Origin of the sequence: Rhodohalobacter sp. (assembly GCF_034521535.1) — a bacterium.
In the GTDB taxonomy this organism is placed as follows: Bacteria; Bacteroidota; Rhodothermia; order Balneolales; family Balneolaceae; genus Rhodohalobacter.
The window spans coordinates 943,991-961,302 of the sequence record NZ_JAXHMF010000006.1 but is presented as its reverse complement, the minus strand read 5'-3'; the positions used below and the strand labels follow the sequence as shown (position 1 = coordinate 961,302).

General features: G+C 42.7%; 9 protein-coding genes and 1 pseudogene. 9 read left to right on the top strand and 1 reads right to left on the bottom strand.

The window, feature by feature from the left end:
• Positions 1-51: 51 nt before the first annotated feature.
• The 7 genes and pseudogenes from ftsH to U5K35_RS19815 form a co-directional block, all read left to right on the top strand.
• Entirely contained in the window at positions 52-2,145 is a 2,094-nt protein-coding gene (gene ftsH, locus U5K35_RS16430) for an ATP-dependent zinc metalloprotease FtsH (RefSeq protein ID WP_322572590.1), read from the top strand.
• 355 nt (positions 2,146-2,500) lie between these two features.
• A complete protein-coding gene (locus U5K35_RS16425) occupies positions 2,501-4,018 on the top strand; it encodes a hypothetical protein (protein WP_322572589.1) in 1,518 nt (505 codons plus the stop codon).
• 99 nt (positions 4,019-4,117) lie between these two features.
• Complete coding sequence (locus U5K35_RS16420; protein WP_322572588.1) at positions 4,118-7,054, top strand: TonB-dependent receptor; 2,937 nt, start codon at positions 4,118-4,120, stop codon at positions 7,052-7,054.
• Positions 7,055-7,235: 181 nt separating this feature from the next.
• Positions 7,236-7,667: a 6-carboxytetrahydropterin synthase gene (locus U5K35_RS16415; protein ID WP_322572587.1), complete on the top strand. Its 432-nt coding sequence runs from the start codon at positions 7,236-7,238 to the stop codon at positions 7,665-7,667.
• 21 nt (positions 7,668-7,688) lie between these two features.
• The gene (folE2, locus tag U5K35_RS16410; protein WP_322572586.1) at positions 7,689-8,588 is read left to right on the top strand and encodes a GTP cyclohydrolase FolE2; all 900 of its coding nucleotides are present in this window, start codon (positions 7,689-7,691) and stop codon (positions 8,586-8,588) included.
• A gap of 165 nt (positions 8,589-8,753) precedes the next feature.
• Positions 8,754-9,674 carry a matrixin family metalloprotease gene (locus U5K35_RS16405; protein WP_322572585.1) on the top strand — a complete coding sequence of 307 codons (921 nt, stop codon included), beginning with the start codon at positions 8,754-8,756 and terminating at the stop codon, positions 9,672-9,674.
• A 64-nt stretch (positions 9,675-9,738) separates the two neighbouring features.
• Positions 9,739-9,831: pseudogene (locus U5K35_RS19815) on the top strand (GTP cyclohydrolase I FolE2); the annotation flags it as partial.
• A gap of 238 nt (positions 9,832-10,069) precedes the next feature.
• On the opposite strand, the gene U5K35_RS16400 reads toward U5K35_RS19815, so the two are convergent.
• A complete protein-coding gene (locus U5K35_RS16400) occupies positions 10,070-13,732 on the bottom strand; it encodes a multifunctional oxoglutarate decarboxylase/oxoglutarate dehydrogenase thiamine pyrophosphate-binding subunit/dihydrolipoyllysine-residue succinyltransferase subunit (protein ID WP_322572584.1) in 3,663 nt (1,220 codons plus the stop codon).
• Between the two features lie 303 nt (positions 13,733-14,035).
• Here U5K35_RS16400 and U5K35_RS16395 point away from each other — a divergent pair, with 303 nt between their 5' ends.
• Together U5K35_RS16395 and U5K35_RS16390 are read left to right on the top strand one after the other, a co-directional pair.
• Positions 14,036-15,829 (top strand): M3 family oligoendopeptidase, encoded by a 1,794-nt coding sequence (locus tag U5K35_RS16395; protein ID WP_322572583.1) that lies wholly within the window; start codon positions 14,036-14,038, stop codon positions 15,827-15,829.
• A gap of 14 nt (positions 15,830-15,843) precedes the next feature.
• Positions 15,844-17,307, top strand: a complete 1,464-nt coding sequence (locus tag U5K35_RS16390; RefSeq protein ID WP_322572582.1) for a GAF domain-containing protein — start codon at positions 15,844-15,846, stop codon at positions 17,305-17,307.
• Positions 17,308-17,312 lie beyond the last annotated feature (5 nt).

Here is a 17,312-nt window from a genome sequence, read left to right as displayed (position 1 = left end):
CAGAAAAAGAGTTATATTTAATGCTCTTCTAGTTTTACCAAATCAGATTTAATGGCAAAGAAAAAAAAATTAAAAAAAGGTACTTCAGAGACCGATTCTAAGGATTCAAAGAAAGCTCCAAAATTTCCTAACTGGATATATTTAGTTCTCTTTTTGGTTCTCATCGCTTTTAACTTTTACTTCATCCCCGGAGAAAGCTCAGAGAGGATAAAGTACAGTGAATTTTTAGAGTACGTACAGGAGGGCTATGTTGATGAAATCCTTATTACAAATTCCACCAATATACAGGGAGACTATTCTGAAAAAGCTTTTGAAGAGGGAATAGCCGAACGTCCTACACCGTCAGAAAATCGATGGGACAGATCTGACTCAGGTACCGGAAAATTTACAACGACCATGCTTGAGGGTGATGATATTCGATCTACTCTGGATGAATATGAGGTGGTCTATGACGTAAGGGTAGAGGAGAATTGGTTTAGTGGAATTCTGATCTGGCTCATACCGATCGCGCTTATCATTGCTTTTTGGGTATTTATTTTCAAGAGAATGAATCCGGGCCAGCAAGTTCTGAATATTGGTAAAAATAAAGCCAATCTGTACGACAAGCAGACCGAAAGTAAAGTTTCGTTTAAAGATGTAGCCGGACTTCAGGAAGCAAAAGCGGAAGTTGAAGAGGTTGTAGAATTTCTAAGCAATCCGAAAAAATTCACGAATCTTGGCGGTACTCTTCCCAAAGGTGTACTGTTGGTGGGGCCTCCCGGAACCGGAAAAACGCTGCTTGCCAAAGCAACAGCGGGTGAGGCGGATGTACCGTTCTTTTCCCTGAGTGGTTCTGATTTTGTGGAGATGTTTGTTGGAGTGGGTGCAGCCCGTGTCCGTGACCTTTTCAAGCAGGCGAAAGAGAAAGCACCCTGTATCGTATTTATTGATGAGATTGATTCCATTGGCCGAACCCGTGGACGCGGCATGCAGATGAGTTCAAATGATGAGCGTGAGAATACATTGAACCAGCTGCTGAGTGAGATGGACGGATTTAACAGTGATAAAGGTGTAATTATCATGGCTGCGACAAACCGTCCCGATATATTGGACTCCGCACTGTTGAGACCGGGACGTTTTGACCGGCAGATTATGATTGATAAACCCGATCTGAACGGAAGAATGCAGATTCTGGACGTACACTCTCAAAAGTTGAAACTGTCGGAGCAAATTGATCTGAAAGTCCTGGCGTCTCAAACTCCCGGATTTGCCGGAGCGGATCTTGCCAACCTTTGTAATGAAGCTGCTTTGATGGCTGCCCGAAGAGATAAGAAACAGGTTGAAATGATCGACTTTCAGGATGCCATTGAACGTGTTGTAGCCGGTTTGGAGAAGAAGAATAAACTGATTAGCAAGGATGAGCGTAAAATTGTGGCATACCACGAGGCGGGCCACGCCATAGTAGGTTGGTTTTTGGAACATACCGATCCCGTATTAAAAGTAAGCATTGTACCTCGAGGGTTTGCCGCACTTGGTTACACGCTACAAACGCCGCTCGAAGATCGTTTCTTGATGACAACCGAAGAGCTTGAAGATAAGATCTGTGCCCTTCTTGGAGGCCGTGTAGCCGAGGAGTTAACTTTTGGTAAAATTTCTACGGGGGCACAAAATGACCTTGAGCGAATTACCAATATGGCTTTTGCCATGGTTGCAGAGTATGGTATGAGTGAAGAGCTTGGATATATATCACTCAAAGATTCCAATAGCCCGAACGATAGCTACGGATTTAATAAAAAGTATTCTGAAAATACTGCGCAAAAAATAGATGATGCAATACGTAACATCATTCAAAAGAACTATCAGAGAACTGTAGATCTGCTCAGCAAGCATAAAGATAAGCTAAAAGAGATGGCAGAAACCCTTCTTGAAAAAGAGGTGCTCAATCATATTGAACTTCGAGAGATGCTGGGTGACAGACCAAGCGGTAACTATCCGGAGGGCATCTTTGAGGTTAAAGAGAGTAAAAAAGCGATCACCAACGGATCATCTTCCACTGATGACGAGCTAAAATCTGATGCTGGTTCGGATCAAGCTGAAGAGGCTGAAGTTGAGGAATCAGAGGCTACCACCGATTCCTCAGAAAAAGAAGAAAAAAAGAGTTCCTGAGTCTAAAGCGCTTAAATAATTTAGTTTTCTCCTTCAGACTCACCCTATATCCCTCTCTAACTAATAGAGAGGGATATAAAGTCTAAATTATTTAAGCTTGGTTCTGTGTTGTTTTCACCTTTTGGTCAGACTTTTCATGTTGCCGAATTCAATGAGTTTATATTGATCTTAAGTTAATTTTATTGAAGAGCTGCTCAATAATGAGTGGCTCTTTTTGTTTTAAATATAGGTTCAAGAGAGATTTTACTTCTTATCAATTTCATAACATTGAAGTAACTCATTCATAATGGTGTAAGCTTAGTTTTTGATTGGTTAAACGAATCCAAAACTAAACTCACTTAAACCAATTATGAAATTGAAAAACCTACTAAATATAATACTGATGTCGACACTGATATTGGTGTTTATCACTTCATGTGATGACGATCCTGTTTCTACAGAAACAGCACCACCCACTGTAACAGCTCCTTCATCACAGAACGTTGTTGTGGATAATACCGCTGAAGTTTCATTTTCAGTAAACGTTCCGGGCGGTTATGCATCTTCAAATGTCTCTGCGGAAAATGGTACAGCTACTATTTCATCTGAGCCCTCAAGTGGATCCACAAGCGGTTCAGTTGTTGTAGATTTTACCTCATCTAACACCGGGGCAGCTTCTGTTACTCTTACTGTTACCGATAATGACGGACAGGATGATGAAGCAACGGCTGTAATTTCCGTGGTTGCGGAGCAAACTGAATTTCTGGTTACAGAAAATATAGACGGAGACGTAAGATGGGAAACCGGTAATACCTATATTCTCGGTGGCAGAATTACCGTGCTTGCGGGCGCAACCTTGACCATTGAACCGGGAGTTGTAGTTAAAGGTGAAGCCGGCTCGCAATCTAATGCAACGGCTTTGCTGGTTGCACGCGACGGCACCCTGAATGCCAATGGTGAAGCCACCCTGCCGATCATCTTCACATCTGTTGCTGATGAGATCACGCCCGAGCAGGTGGCTGCGGGAGATTTTGCAAGCCCAAACCTGGACCCTAACATCAACGGACTCTGGGGTGGTGTAATCGTACTTGGTAATGCTCCGATCTCCGCTTCAAGTGAAGGCGGTGATGTAACCGAAACGCAAGTTGAAGGTATTCCGGCCTCTGATACAAATGGCCTGTATGGTGGTAATGATCCGGACGACAGCTCAGGATCTATCACCTATATTTCCATCCGTCACGGCGGTGCCAACATCGGTGAGGGCAATGAGATTAACGGCCTTTCACTGGGCGGAATCGGTTCTAACACAGTTGTTGAAAATATCGAAGTGGTTGCCAACCAGGATGACGGAATCGAATGGTTTGGTGGTACGGTCGATGTGAACAACGTTATGATATGGAACTCTTTTGATGATGGACTTGACACCGACCAGGCGTGGTCAGGTACAGTGAGTAATGTTGTAATTGTAAGCCCCGAAGGCTCAGCCTTTGAGCTAGACGGTCCTGATGGTTCGTTCACAAGTACAGGCCACACAATACAAAACGTCACTGTATATCAGAGAGGCAACAACTCTGAGATTACCGTTGATGTGGATGAAAACACTGATGTATTTCTGAATAACGTGCTCATCTTTGGGTTTGAGGATGGTGGTACATTCTCTTCAGACTGGTCTGATTTTGCACAAAATACAGAAGGGTATGGCGTGTCAAATTTGGAAGCAATTGTTCCGGACGGTACTGCACTTTCTGATTATTTCCCGGCTGATGTAATCGCAGATGGAGATGTTGTGGAAGTTGCCGACCTGGATGCAGCTACTGTAGGCGCGGATGCTTCTGTATTCGGATGGACATGGGCCAGCCAGTCTGGTGCACTCGGTTCAATCGGGCTTGAATAATATATATACACCCTATAAAAAACCTGCTTTCGGCATATGTGCCGATCGCGGGTTTTTTCATATTCTTTAAACTTTTGTTAAAACAACAAAATCGTAAAAATGAAAAAAATTAATACCGTTATAATTATAATGCTGGCCATAGGTTTGAGTTTTACTACAAAAGTAACAGCTCAGGAAGCAATGAACCCCGGATCAGGAATTGAAGATGACAGAGGCACGATTAGGGGAACAGTACTCGATAAAAACAGTGGAGAACCAATTTTTGGAGTTACCGTATTTATAGAAGAAACCTCTGATGGTACAAGTACTGATCTTGATGGGAAATTTGACATTCGTATTGAACCGGGTGTGTATAACATAAAGTTTACATATGTCTCCTATTCACCTTTACTTGTTGAAGGAGTTGAAGTAAAAGAGGGTGAAGTAACATCACTTGGTGATATTTTGATAAGCAGTTCTGTAAAAGAAATGGATGAATTAGTAGTATCCGCAGATAGGATTAACAATTCAGAATTAGCGATGATCTCCATGAAGAGAAAATCGCCAAATGTAATGGACGGGATTACAGCTCAAAGATTTAATGAGATCGGTGATTCAGACGCAGCCGAAGCTCTGAAGCGGGTTACCGGAGTCTCTGTAGAGGGAGGTAAATACGTATATGTACGCGGACTGGGTGACCGTTACACCAAAACAATGATGAATAAGGTTGATATACCCAGTCTTGATCCCGATAAAAACAGTATACAAATTGACATTTTTCCGACCAATCTGATTGATAATATGGTGATTTCAAAAAGCGCTGTGGCCCACATGCCGGCAGATTTTACCGGCGGAATTGTGAATATTGAGACAAAAGATTTTCCAAATGTTCCAATTATGGATGTATCAGTCAGTGTCGGGTACAATCCATCCATGCACTTTAACAACCAATTTCTCGACTACGGAGGAAGTGGCACCGACTTTCTTGGATTTGATGATGGAACGCGATCCCTGCCTGAAGGTGCACGAAGTTCGACTATACCGACCCCGGTAAGTGGAGACAGCCCTGAACAGGTTAACAACTTTGTAAACAGCTTTAACCAGACATTGGGCCCCACACAAGAGACCAATCTCATGGATTATAGTCTAAGTGTAACTATGGGTAACCAATTTGATGTCTTTGGGAATAAAAAGCTTGGATACATATTTACTGGTTCTTATAAAAATTCAAATAACCACTATTCTGATATACAATACGGTGAATATCAGACACAGGTTGGGGCAGAAAATTATGAACTTGTTTATGCCACGACCCAGGATGGAGTTTTATCAAGTCGAAATATTCTAGTAAGTGGCTTGGCAGGTATTGCTTTTAAGACTGACAAGTCAAAATATCGACTAACAGCTATGCACCTTCAAAATGGTGAAAGCAGCGCTGGCAATTTCTTTATTGACAATAGTCCTGATGCACCCGGGCAGTCGGGATATACCGCTGATTCATACAATTTGGACTATTCAGAGAGGAGCATTACCAACTTCTTTATAGGAGGTTTACACTATTTAGAGGAGGCAAGACTTGAAATTGACTGGAGAATTGCTCCTACTTTTTCATCTATTAATGATCCCGATATTAGAAAAACCGCATACACACTTTCCTTAGCAGACAACCCACCGAAATTTAGTGCCGGAGCAGGTGGTAACCCTAGCAGACTTTGGAGAAATATGGATGAGGTTAACTACAGTGGCAGACTGGATTTGAACAAAGACTATACTCTGTTTTCTGGAGATGCAAAGGTAAGATTGGGAGCCAGCTACTCATACAAAGAGAGAGATTTTGAAATTTTTGCATTCGATCTTCAAAGCTTTGGGTCATGGCCTGCTCTTACAGGTGATCCTGATGAGGTGTTGAGAGAGGATAATATATATCCGAATGGAAACGTATACTATCAGTCCGGAAATCCTGATCCAAATCCTAATCAGTATACTTCAAATGTAAATTATGCTTCAGCATATATTTCAAATGAATTTGTACTGACGCCCAAACTGAGAACCTATCTTGGACTGCGAGTTGAGAATTATGTCCAGAGGCATACCGGTCGCGACGCTTTGTTTGCTCAAAGCGGAACATCAGGGAATAACCTCGATAATGCTAAGGTATTGGATTCTACTGATTTCTTTCCATCAGTGAACTTCACTTACGACATGACCGACAATATGAGCTTAAGAACCTCTTACTCGCGAACTATAGCAAGACCTACTTTTAAAGAGCTTTCATTTGCCCAGATATTGGACCCGGTATCTGATCGGATTTTCAACGGTGGTCTTTTTTCAATTGGCGAATGGGACGGTAATCTCACCGAAACACGTATTGATAACTTCGATATACGTTGGGAGCGATTCGGAAACAACGGACAACTGTTATCGCTGAGTGGATTTTATAAAACATTTGACCGACCGATTGAAGTGGTCCGAATTCAAGTTCAAGTTACATCCAGTGAATTTCAGCCACGTAATGTGGGTGATGGAGAAGTATTTGGTGCAGAGCTTGAGTTCAGGAAAAATTTAGATTTTCTCGGTACTGCATTTCGCTGGTTTAGTTTTAATGGTAACTTTACCTATGTGCTTTCGGAGATTGATTTGACTGAGCAGGAATTTAATGCAAGAAAGAGCCGGGAAAAAACAGGTGAAACCGTGACTGATTCACGGCAAATGGCGGGTCAGGCCCCATACATCATTAATGCCGGCTTGCAGTATGATAATCCCGAAATCGGACTGGATGCCGGTTTCTTCTACAATGTGAATGGTGAAACCCTTGTAGTTGTAGGTGGGGGGCTGTTTCCGGATGTATATTCCGATCCTTATCACAACTTGCGGTTTAATCTCAACAAGAAACTGGGAGATAAAGCATCGGTTAATTTGAGCGTGTCAAATATTCTCAATGACTCTATTGATGAGGTTTACAAGGCATTCAGAGCTGAAGAATCAAACCTTCAGCAGCTTAAATCCCGGCCGTTCGTTCAGCCTCGGTATCAAGTACTCCTTCTGATAATCGGTTAAATTTCTTATAAATTTTACCACTGCCACACATTGGTGCATCAGTTAGATGAGCCAATGTGTGGCTTTTTTATTTCCTCAAAGTTCTACTTGAACAGACAAAATTTCCAGGAACTCGAATAACGGGAACCGTATAAGCTACAGGTGTGTTGTGAGATTCAAACTAATAATTTAAGAGGACTCATTGATTTACGTAACCCGAAAAGCTCATTTTAATGCCTCTCATAGGTTACACAATCCGGATAAGTCGGAGCAGTGGAACCATGATACTTTTGGTAAATGTAATAATCCAAATTGGCATGGCCACAATTACGTGATTGAAGTTACTGTTGCCGGCGAGCCAAATCCTGAAACCGGTTATGTAATTGATTTGGGAAGACTAAAATCAATTATCAACGATCGAATACTGGAACCGTGTGATCACAAAAACCTAAATCTCGAAGTGCAGTTTCTTGAAGGAGTAATTCCAACATCGGAGAATCTGGTAAAAGCTTTTTTTGAACAACTTGAAGATGATGTGAATGATGCAGCTCACGGAAGCTCTACTCTTTACTCCGTAAAACTTTACGAAACTGAACGAAATATTGCTGAATATTGTCCTAAACGGGCAGTATAAAATTTTGAAAAAGACCGAATTATGATTTCAACAAATCTGAAACGATTTTACGACCCCACTTTTGTGGTTACAGAACAATACAAAGAGAGTTTACCTGATTTACAAAATGGTCCGGCTTCACTGATTGAAGGAGCGAACGTTCCTATTCAGCAGGTAGGTATTTCCAATTTTAAACTTCCGCTAAAGTATCCGACACCATCCGGAGAACTTCTGACTCTTGAAACATCGGTAGACGGTTATGTTGGCCTCGATGCCGGTAAGAAGGGGATTAATATGAGCCGGATCATGCGGACTTTCTATAAATTTAAAGATGAAGTTTTTCATCCCGATAAATTGAGGAGTATCCTTAAACAGTATCAGGAAGACCTGGAAAGCCGATCCGCATTTTTAAAGCTCTCTTTCAGCTACCCGATGCTTCAGGAGAGTTTACGATCCGGTTTGAGTGGCTATCAGTATTATAATGTTGCTATAGAAGGAAAACTGGATGAAAATGGGGTATTCACCCGTTTTGTACATCTCGATTTTGAATACAGCAGCGCTTGCCCATGTTCGTTTGAGCTGGCCGAACACGCCCGTGAAACCCGTGATGTGGCAACAATACCGCATAGCCAAAGAAGCGTGGCTAACATTACCGTTCAGCTCAACAGTGAAATGATGATTGACGACTTGGTGATGGCTTGTCGTGAAGCACTTAAAACCGAAACTCAGGTTATGGTGAAGCGAGAAGATGAACAGGCTTTTGCCGAACTGAATGGTGCTTATCAAAAATTTGTGGAAGATGCGGCACGATTGCTCTATGACGAACTATACACTGATGAGCGAATTCGGGACTTTGTAGTTCGATGTGCTCATTTAGAAAGCCTGCACAGCCACGATGCTGTGAGCCGAATTTGTAAAGGCGTTCCAAACGGACTGAGATAGAGTACCTGCATCCCTATTGCTTCAAAACAGACCGTATTGCCTTCATGAGAATGAAAAAATAAGAGTCTCCATAAAAAATTTGAAAGATATGGAGGACTCTCTTATCATATCTATATATTCTTATGCTAAAAAATACATGTCATGCTTCGATATCAGATATACCGTATGGCCATTCTTATATTGGCTGTCACTCTGATATCTGAAGGGAAGTTATTATCTAAACAGTCAGGAACCGCAGAATATGAGAATCCAATTCTCTGGTCGGTCGGTACTATTGATACTCAGTTTGGCATTTCAGAATCAGAACTTGTCTCTATTTTGGAAAAAACAACTGCTCTTTGGTCAGATGCGATTTCCAAGGAATTATTCAGAAAAGATGATTCAAGGTCTGATTCCTCTCTAACAATTCACCTCATCTACAGTCAGGACCAGCAAAGATTTGATTCTGAGACGGCAATCGCTGATTCAATCATGACCTTAAGGCAAATATTTTACCCCAAGCAGATCTCCTACAATCATCAGGTCCGGATTTATCAAAACTATAAGAATCGGCATCGTGATCTTTTGAATAAATATAATGGGATGATTGAAGATTATCATGAGGCGCTGTCCAGAGTAGCCGTTGCAGGTGCACGAACCGCTCGTGAACAGGATCGACTAAAAAGCATCAAACGGCATGTGGATAGGTTAGAGTCCGAAATCGTAACAGCTAAACGGGAACTGAAAAGAGAAGAGGAGATATTGATGCAACTAGCCGACGATCTCAACTCACTTGCTGATCGAATCAATGAATATATATATAGACAAAATCGAGCATTGGGCATATGGACGACATTTAGAAAAGGAGTTTATCTGAATGTTGCAGATAGGCCTAAAATCAATATCTATCAATTTGATGATCTATACGAGCTTCAGCTTGTTCTTGCTCATGAACTAGGCCATGCGCTGGGTTTGCCTCATGTGCAAAATAGGAAATCCATTATGTATTATCGCTTCGGCGAGCAAGATCCAGAGGAACTAACCCTGACTGTAGAAGATATGGAAGCGCTGAATGCTGTATGCAGTAGTGACAAAGAAGTCTATTAAACGATATCTATTTAACTATTCAGATCAGTTTATGGTTTTGCCTGAATAATCGAATTGAAGAAATGACTTTGTAGTTCGATGTGCTCATTTAGAAAGCCTGCACAGTCACGATGCCGTAAGCCGAATCTGCAAAGGCGTTCCTAACGGATTGAGATAATGTCTTTTTTCAAGCTTCAGGCAGCTGCCCATAAGTTTGTAGTACGTGTTCACTTCACGTCAGTTCGACTTCTCGACTCCGCTCGAAGTGACGTATAGAATGAAAATCGTTCGAGCCCGTCGAGAACGATTTTTGATTTGAATAATGATAGGTGTTTATTCGGCTATTCCCCAAACAAAAAAAAGACGATTGAGAAGTCAATCGTCTTTTTTATTGTAATAAGCCACTTAAGAAGCTTTTAGATATTGAGCGCTTTTTCTATCAGATTTTTTTGCTCAACCTCATGAACTTTTTTCTGACCTGCAGCAGGAGAGGCTGATGCCTGACGTCCTGCATAAGTAAGTTTTTGTCCATCATTTAGAATTTCCATCAGCCGCGGAGCAACATAGTTCCAGGCGCCCATATTTTGAGGTTCTTCCTGGCACCATACAACTTCTTTCACGTCACTCAGATCATCTAAATAGCTTGCGATATCTTTGTCGGGGAATGGATAAAACTGCTCAAGTCTTGACAGTGCTACATTTCCAAGTCCTCGTTCATCCCTTTCCTTGTACAGGTCGTAGTAGACCTTGCCTGAACAGATTACAATTCTATCTATAGCTTCTGAGTCCTCTATGGATTCATCTTTTATAAACGGCATAAACTTTCCGGTAGCAAGTTCTTCAACACTGCAAACCGCAAGCGGATGTCTAAGTAAACTTTTTGGAGACATGATAATCAGCGGTTTTTTATTCTCCTGCAAAGTTTGCTTACGCAGTGCATGGAAGTACTGAGTAGGCGTGGTAAGATTCGCAACCTGCATGTTATCTTCAGCACAGAGCTGTAAAAATCGCTCCAATCTGGCGGAGGAGTGCTCAGGTCCCTGTCCCTCATAACCGTGAGGGAGCGTCATAACCAATGCGGATTTTTGTCCCCACTTCGCTTCAGACGCAGAGATAAACTGATCAATTACAACTTGAGCACCGTTTACGAAATCTCCGAATTGAGCTTCCCAAATGACCAATGCGTCAAGTTTGGCTGCTGAGTAACCGAACTCAAAGCCGAGAGCGGAAAACTCACTCAGTAAACTGTTGAAGGGGTAAAATGGTCCCTGTTCTTCAGAAAGGTTATTCAGCGGAATAAATCGCTGTGCAGTGTTTGTACCGTGCAGTACAACATGCCGATGCGAGAACGTACCCCGCTCCACATCCTGACCGGTCAAACGTATGGTTCGTCCGCTTTTAAGCAGTGAACCAAATGCGAGAGCTTCTGCAAATCCCCAGTCAATTTTCTTCTCATTGTTCTGAGCTGCATCAGCCCGCTTGGCCAACTGACGCAAAAGCTTTGGATTCGCGTCAAAGTTCTTAGGTACGGTATTCAGCTTAACAGCAATTTCCTTCAACTCGTCAACAGAGTATGTAGTGTCCGGAAATTCGTCGCGCTCTTTTTGAGGTTCTTCGGTTCTGTCAAGCATTTTATCTGTCACCTCAAGAGCGGGTGAACTTTTCGCATCCTCAAATGCTTCATTCAGCAACTCTTCAAACTCATCGAATATTGCCTGAATCTCCTCTTCGCTGAATTCACCTTTCCGAAGTAATTCTTTTACATAGATGTCGCGAACCGGATCATGATTATCAATCTCTTTGTACATTCCGGGTTGCGTAAATGCAGGTTCATCACCTTCATTGTGACCGTGCTTACGGTAGCAGATCAGGTCGATAACCACATCCTTGCCAAATTTTTGCCGATACTCAATCGCCAGATTCATGGCGTGAACGGCAGCCTCGGGATCGTCTCCGTTGACGTGAAAAATAGGCGCCAAAATCATTTTAGCCAGGTCAGATGCATACTCGGTAGATCGGGCATCTTCGGGCAGGGTGGTAAATCCAATCTGATTGTTGATGATTACATGGATTGTGCCCCCGGTTTCGTAGCCTCTCAGCTGCGACATGTTTAACGTTTCGGCAACGACACCTTGACCCGCAAAAGCGGCGTCTCCGTGCATCAGTACCGGAACTATCTTCTTTTTGGGGTCGTCGTCTCCTTCATAATGATCCTGACTTGCGCGGGTTGCACCCTCAACAACGGGATTTACGGCTTCGAGGTGACTAGGATTTGGCAGAAGCTCAAGCTCAATGCCCTTTCCATTTTTGGTTTCATATTTTCCCTTGGAGCCCAGGTGATACTTCACATCACCGGATCCCTGGATGGTGTCAGGGTCGATATTTCCTTCAAAATCGGCAAACACCTTGCGGTACGGTTTGTTCATAATATTCACAAGAATATTTAAACGACCGCGGTGAGCCATGCCCAGGAAAAATTTCTCAATATCTTTCTCGCCCGCTTTTTCCATCAGAAAATGCATCATCGGAATCAGAGTCTCAGCTCCTTCAAGCGAGAAACGTTTATGGCCAATGTATTTTTTGTGCAGAAACTGCTCAAAAGCCATCGCCTGATTCAGCTTATGAAGAATATCCTCTTTCTGTTCTTTGGATAAGTTTGGACTGTTGGTGGTCGATTCCATTGTCTCACGCAAAAATCTGCGCTCGTTCAAATCGAGAAGGTGCTTGTATTCGGCTCCGATCTTACCACAGTACGTATTTCTGAGGAGCTGGATGATATCTCTCAGTTTTGCGATCTTCTTGCCACCCAGTCCATCACAGAAAAATTCACGGTCTAAGTCCCAAAGAGTCAGGCTATAGTATTCAAGATCCAGCTCAGGACTTTGGCCCGGGCCTGATCCCAATGGATCAAGGTCTGAAAGAACGTGTCCGCGCATGCGGTACATATTGATGAGTCTCCAAACTGCAATAGCCCGTCGATCCTGCTCCAGGGTATTTGCCTTACCGCTTAGTTGTCCTTCATATTTGTCTTCTCCATAAGGAAGCGGCTGATAAGGAATCTCTAAATCACGGAAAATGGTATCATAAAAATCTTCTTCGCCGTTTAGCAGCTGATGAACCTTTTGAAGGAACATACCTGATTCAGCTCCCTGTATGATCCTGTGATCGTACGTACAGGTCATGGTCATCACTTTACTCACACCCAGCTGGTTGAGTACATCCTGTGCCATTGACTGAAATTCAGCCGGGTAGTTGATGGCACCCGTTGCAATAATTGCACCTTGTCCTTTCATCAGGCGAGGTACTGACGAAACAGTACCGATCGTTCCGGGATTTGTAACACTGATGGTCGTATTCTGAAAGTCTGAAACCTCCAGATTTCCGTTTCTTGCTTTCTCAATCAACTCTGCATAGGCGTAGAGAAACTCCTTGAAGTTCATCTTGTCCACACCTTTGATATTCGGTACCACCAAGTTTCTGGATCCGTCTCTGCTTTCAAGGTCGATAGCAATACCAAGATTTACCTGGCCCGGATGGACTTTGTAATGCGTGTCATCCTGCTGTGAGTAGTACGCATTTATGTTTGGGTAATCTTTCAAGGCCCTGATAACAGCCCACGCTATAAAATGGGTGAAAGAGGCTTTCGGTTCACCGCGCTTAAGCAAATGCGTATTTACAATAGAACGGTCTTCGTTAAGCATTTTAACGGGGAGAACACGCAGTGAGGTGGCTGTAGGTACTTCCACGCTCTCATCCATGTTGTCCACAATTTTGGAAGCCACACCTTTAATTTTCTCAAGTTCGGCTCCCTCAGGAATAGACGGTTCAGCAGCGGGCTTTTTCTCCTTTTTTTCCTTCTTCTCCTTCGCCGGTTTTTTCTTTGCCTCAGGCTCTACTTTTCTCTCAGATTTTGCAGGTTTTTCGGCAGTCTGTTCAGGGGCAGGAATTTCATTGCCCTCAATTTGGTCGAAGTATTTACGCCAGTGATTGGGAACAGAGTCTGGATCGGCCTGATATTGTTCGTAAAGCTCTTCTACTAGAGCTGAATTGGGTCCAAATACAGATTCAAGTGATTTCAAAACAGCGAGTGTGTCTTTTGTTGAGTTTAAAAATGTGTATGGCAGATTCTTCGCTCATAACTTCTTAATAGCTAAAAATAATCGTGTACCTAATCTATGATCAAGTATCGGAGATTATTTCAAATGCTTTGAGCTTAAAATTTTTAATAAGTGGTTAAATTAACCATTTAACAATTAAAATACGATGAATATCGCTTAGTTTTAAGGCGTTAATTTGGCCTCAATTCCGGGTTCATCATAGTCATTTCATTCGTTATATTCAGTTTATATAAATAACCAATCATTTAACGGCGCGCGTGAATTATGAGCAGTAAAAACAAAACTGAAACAGGGGCTGAGAACGTAGCATGGGATCTTTCGGATCTTTACAAATCACCGGAAGACCCAAAACTACTGGAGGATAAAAAGAACTTACTGGAAGAGGCAGACGAATTTGCGGATAAATACCATGGAAGAATATCCGCACTATCGGCCTCTGAGTTTTCAGATGCGCTGAGAGCGTATGAATCTCTGATTCAGCGTGCAGGAAAAATCGGATCCTATTCACATTTGATCTGGTCTACTAATACTGAAGATCCCAAACTCGGTAAACTGCTGCAGGAGGCCAACGAGCTTGGATCCGAACTCAGTCAGAAACTCGTGTTTTTTGATGTAGAGTGGATGAAAGTTGATGATGAACGCGCAGAGGAGCTGATCAATTCGAAAGAGCTTTTCCCATGGAAACACTATCTGCGGGTGTCAAGAATGTATAAAGATCATACACTGACGGAAGATGCAGAACAGGTGATGAGCGCGAAGTCTGTAACCGGCCGGTCTGCATGGAACCGGTATTTTGATGAAACACTTGGCGCTGCCCGTTTCGAGCTGGATGGCGAAGAGATGACCGAGCAGCAGGTGTTGAGTAAACTGCACAGTCCAGACAGGGATTTAAGGAAAAGGGCACACGAATCTTTAACTGAGACATTTACTGAACTATCACGATCGCTCACTTTTATTTTTAATACCCTGCTGGCTGATAAACATACAAATGATAAACTTAGAGGTTACGAGAGCTGGATCTCATCCAGAAATCTTTCCAATCAAACCGATAGCGAAACGGTAGATGCACTGATAACGGCTGTTACAGGTCGATACGAGTTGGTTCAGCGGTACTACAAGCTCAAGAAAAATCTTCTGGGTGTTGATGAGATGTTTGATTACGATCGATATGCACCTATCGCCAAAAACAGGGAAACGATAAAGTGGGATCGGGCAAAGTCGATGGTTCTGGAAGCTTATGGTGATTTTCATCCGCGTATGAAATCTATTGCCACAGAATTTTTTGATAAAAAGTGGATTGATGCTGCCATTCGTCCGGGAAAAAGGGGAGGAGCATACTCAGCAAGCACGGTGACAAATGTTCATCCGTATGTATTTATGAATTTTGACGGTCAGCTCAGGGATGTACAAACCCTGGCACACGAGCTGGGACACGGAGTTCATCAATATCTGTCCAGAAAGCAGGGAGAGCTGCAATCTTCCACACCGCTTACCACAGCAGAAACAGCCTCTGTTTTTGGTGAGATGCTTGTATTTAATAAGCTGATGGAAAACATAGAGGATCCAAAAGAGAAGTTGGCTCTGTTGGTAAGCAAAATTGACGACACCATTGCGACGGTTTTCCGGCAGATTTCAATGAATCGTTTTGAAGACCGGATACACACTGCCCGACGTGAGGAAGGCGAATTAACTACAGAGGATTTTTCCAAACACTGGGTAGAGACACAAAACGATCTTTACGGTGATTCGGTCACCATTACCGATGAGTATAAATTGTGGTGGTGCTATATTCCTCACTTTCTGCACACTCCGGGATATGTGTACGCTTACGCGTTTGGAGAGCTGCTCGTTCTGGCACTTTATGACGCGTATAAAAACCAAAAAAATGGGTTTTCAGATCGGTATATTGAGCTTCTTGAAGCGGGTGGATCCGATTGGCCACACAACATTGTTGGTAAAATGGATATCGATATTCGTGATGCCGGCTTTTGGAACCGTGGTCTCGACCTGTTTGAGTCCATGATCGATCAGGCGGAAGAACTGGCAGAAAGTCTCTAATTAAACAGATTTTGATGGACAACAAGCGAGAAGAAAAAGCACTGTTCGAATTTAAACACGCCGTGGAAGATATTATGCAGCTGTTGCGTAAATCTACGGAAGCGGATACGGTGTATATGTACTGGGTTAACCGTACCCGACAGCAGTTTGTTCTGGAGACCAGTTCTACTATTCTGCCAAACGTGATGTTCAAAGACCGGATCGCTTTTGATGAGTACTATCTGGATAACTTCAAAGAGATCGAAAATGTAATACAGCTGAAAGTAGAAGAGGATTTTTCGGTTACAGATTTAAGCCACTATCACGATCATGTACCGGTTAGATTTATTACTCTTATTCCATTCATCAATAATGGTGAAACAGTTGCCTTGACGGTTGTTGAGACTGAATTTCAGATCAACTTAACCGACTATGAAGATGTGATATCGGCGTACAGAAATGCGTTGCTGAACTTGCTGAATACCTATCTTGAACTCACAGACCTCTATGAGAACGAAAAAGAGTGGGCGAAATATGATGAGTCGTTAGAAACTATCACACCGAAGTTGCATAAAGCTGAGGTGCTTGAGGTGATGGCAGCGGAGATACAAAAATATTTGCGCTCCGGCGGTGTGTCAGTTGTTGCTCGTGGAATGGATAGCTGGTGCAGTGTTCTGAGATCCTCTAAATCACCCGACTATCCAAAGCTGGGCCTGCTGATGGAGGAGAAAAGTGTGGCATATGATGCTCTTCAAAAAGGAAGGGATGTTTTTGCGATTCATTTTAATCAAAATCCAAAACGCATCTCCGGGGCGGAGACAAATACTGACGGCGCTACGTATGCCATTCCGATTATGATTCATGACCGGCGCCACGCAGTGGTGATCGTTTATGATAATAACCCCTTAACATTTAAAGATTCCGTAAAACATAAGCTAAAAAATCTGGTTCGGATTGCATCACTGGCCATTCAGATTAGCCAGGGAAAAGTTGACGTAGACAAAGATATATTAACCAGTGAATACGGTAACTTTATCCCGGAAGTTTGGGAGCGAACTCTTTCCACTCAAATAAAAAGGGCGGGAAAATCAGAAGAAAAGACCTGGTTTGGTTTTGTAACCATAAATAATCTCCAGGAGTTGCGATCCAGATTCAGGCTTGAAGATTTAAAAAGACTTCAGCGATCTGTCGTGAATATTCTCAATCCGGGCAGGAATGGCTATTCGGGCCTTATTGGATTTAACTCGGACTATATTTATGCCGCAATTATTACCGGTAATGATGACCGGGCATGTGAGAAGTGGATGTCAGCCGTTGACTCAAAATTGGAAGAGCCTGTACAAATTTTGGGCGGACAGAAAATCAAGCTCTCTCTTACATACGGGATGATAGAGGTTGAACCGAACAGCGGTGACCAGTTTGAGCAGATAAGACTGGCTAAAAGAAAGCTTTCAGATGCCATGAATGGGAATCAGGCCCGTTCTGCTAGTAATTTTTAAATTAA

What these genes read in the sequence shown, in the direction of transcription:
- ftsH (WP_322572590.1), top strand. Translation starts at nt 52, where the DNA reads ATGGCAAAGAAAAAAAAATTAAAAAAAGGTACTTCAGAGACCGATTCT.
- U5K35_RS16420 (WP_322572588.1), top strand. Translation starts at nt 4,118, where the DNA reads ATGAAAAAAATTAATACCGTTATAATTATAATGCTGGCCATAGGTTTG.
- folE2 (WP_322572586.1), top strand. Translation starts at nt 7,689, where the DNA reads ATGATTTCAACAAATCTGAAACGATTTTACGACCCCACTTTTGTGGTT.
- U5K35_RS16405 (WP_322572585.1), top strand. Translation starts at nt 8,754, where the DNA reads ATGGCCATTCTTATATTGGCTGTCACTCTGATATCTGAAGGGAAGTTA.
- U5K35_RS16395 (WP_322572583.1), top strand. Translation starts at nt 14,036, where the DNA reads ATGAGCAGTAAAAACAAAACTGAAACAGGGGCTGAGAACGTAGCATGG.
- U5K35_RS16390 (WP_322572582.1), top strand. Translation starts at nt 15,844, where the DNA reads ATGGACAACAAGCGAGAAGAAAAAGCACTGTTCGAATTTAAACACGCC.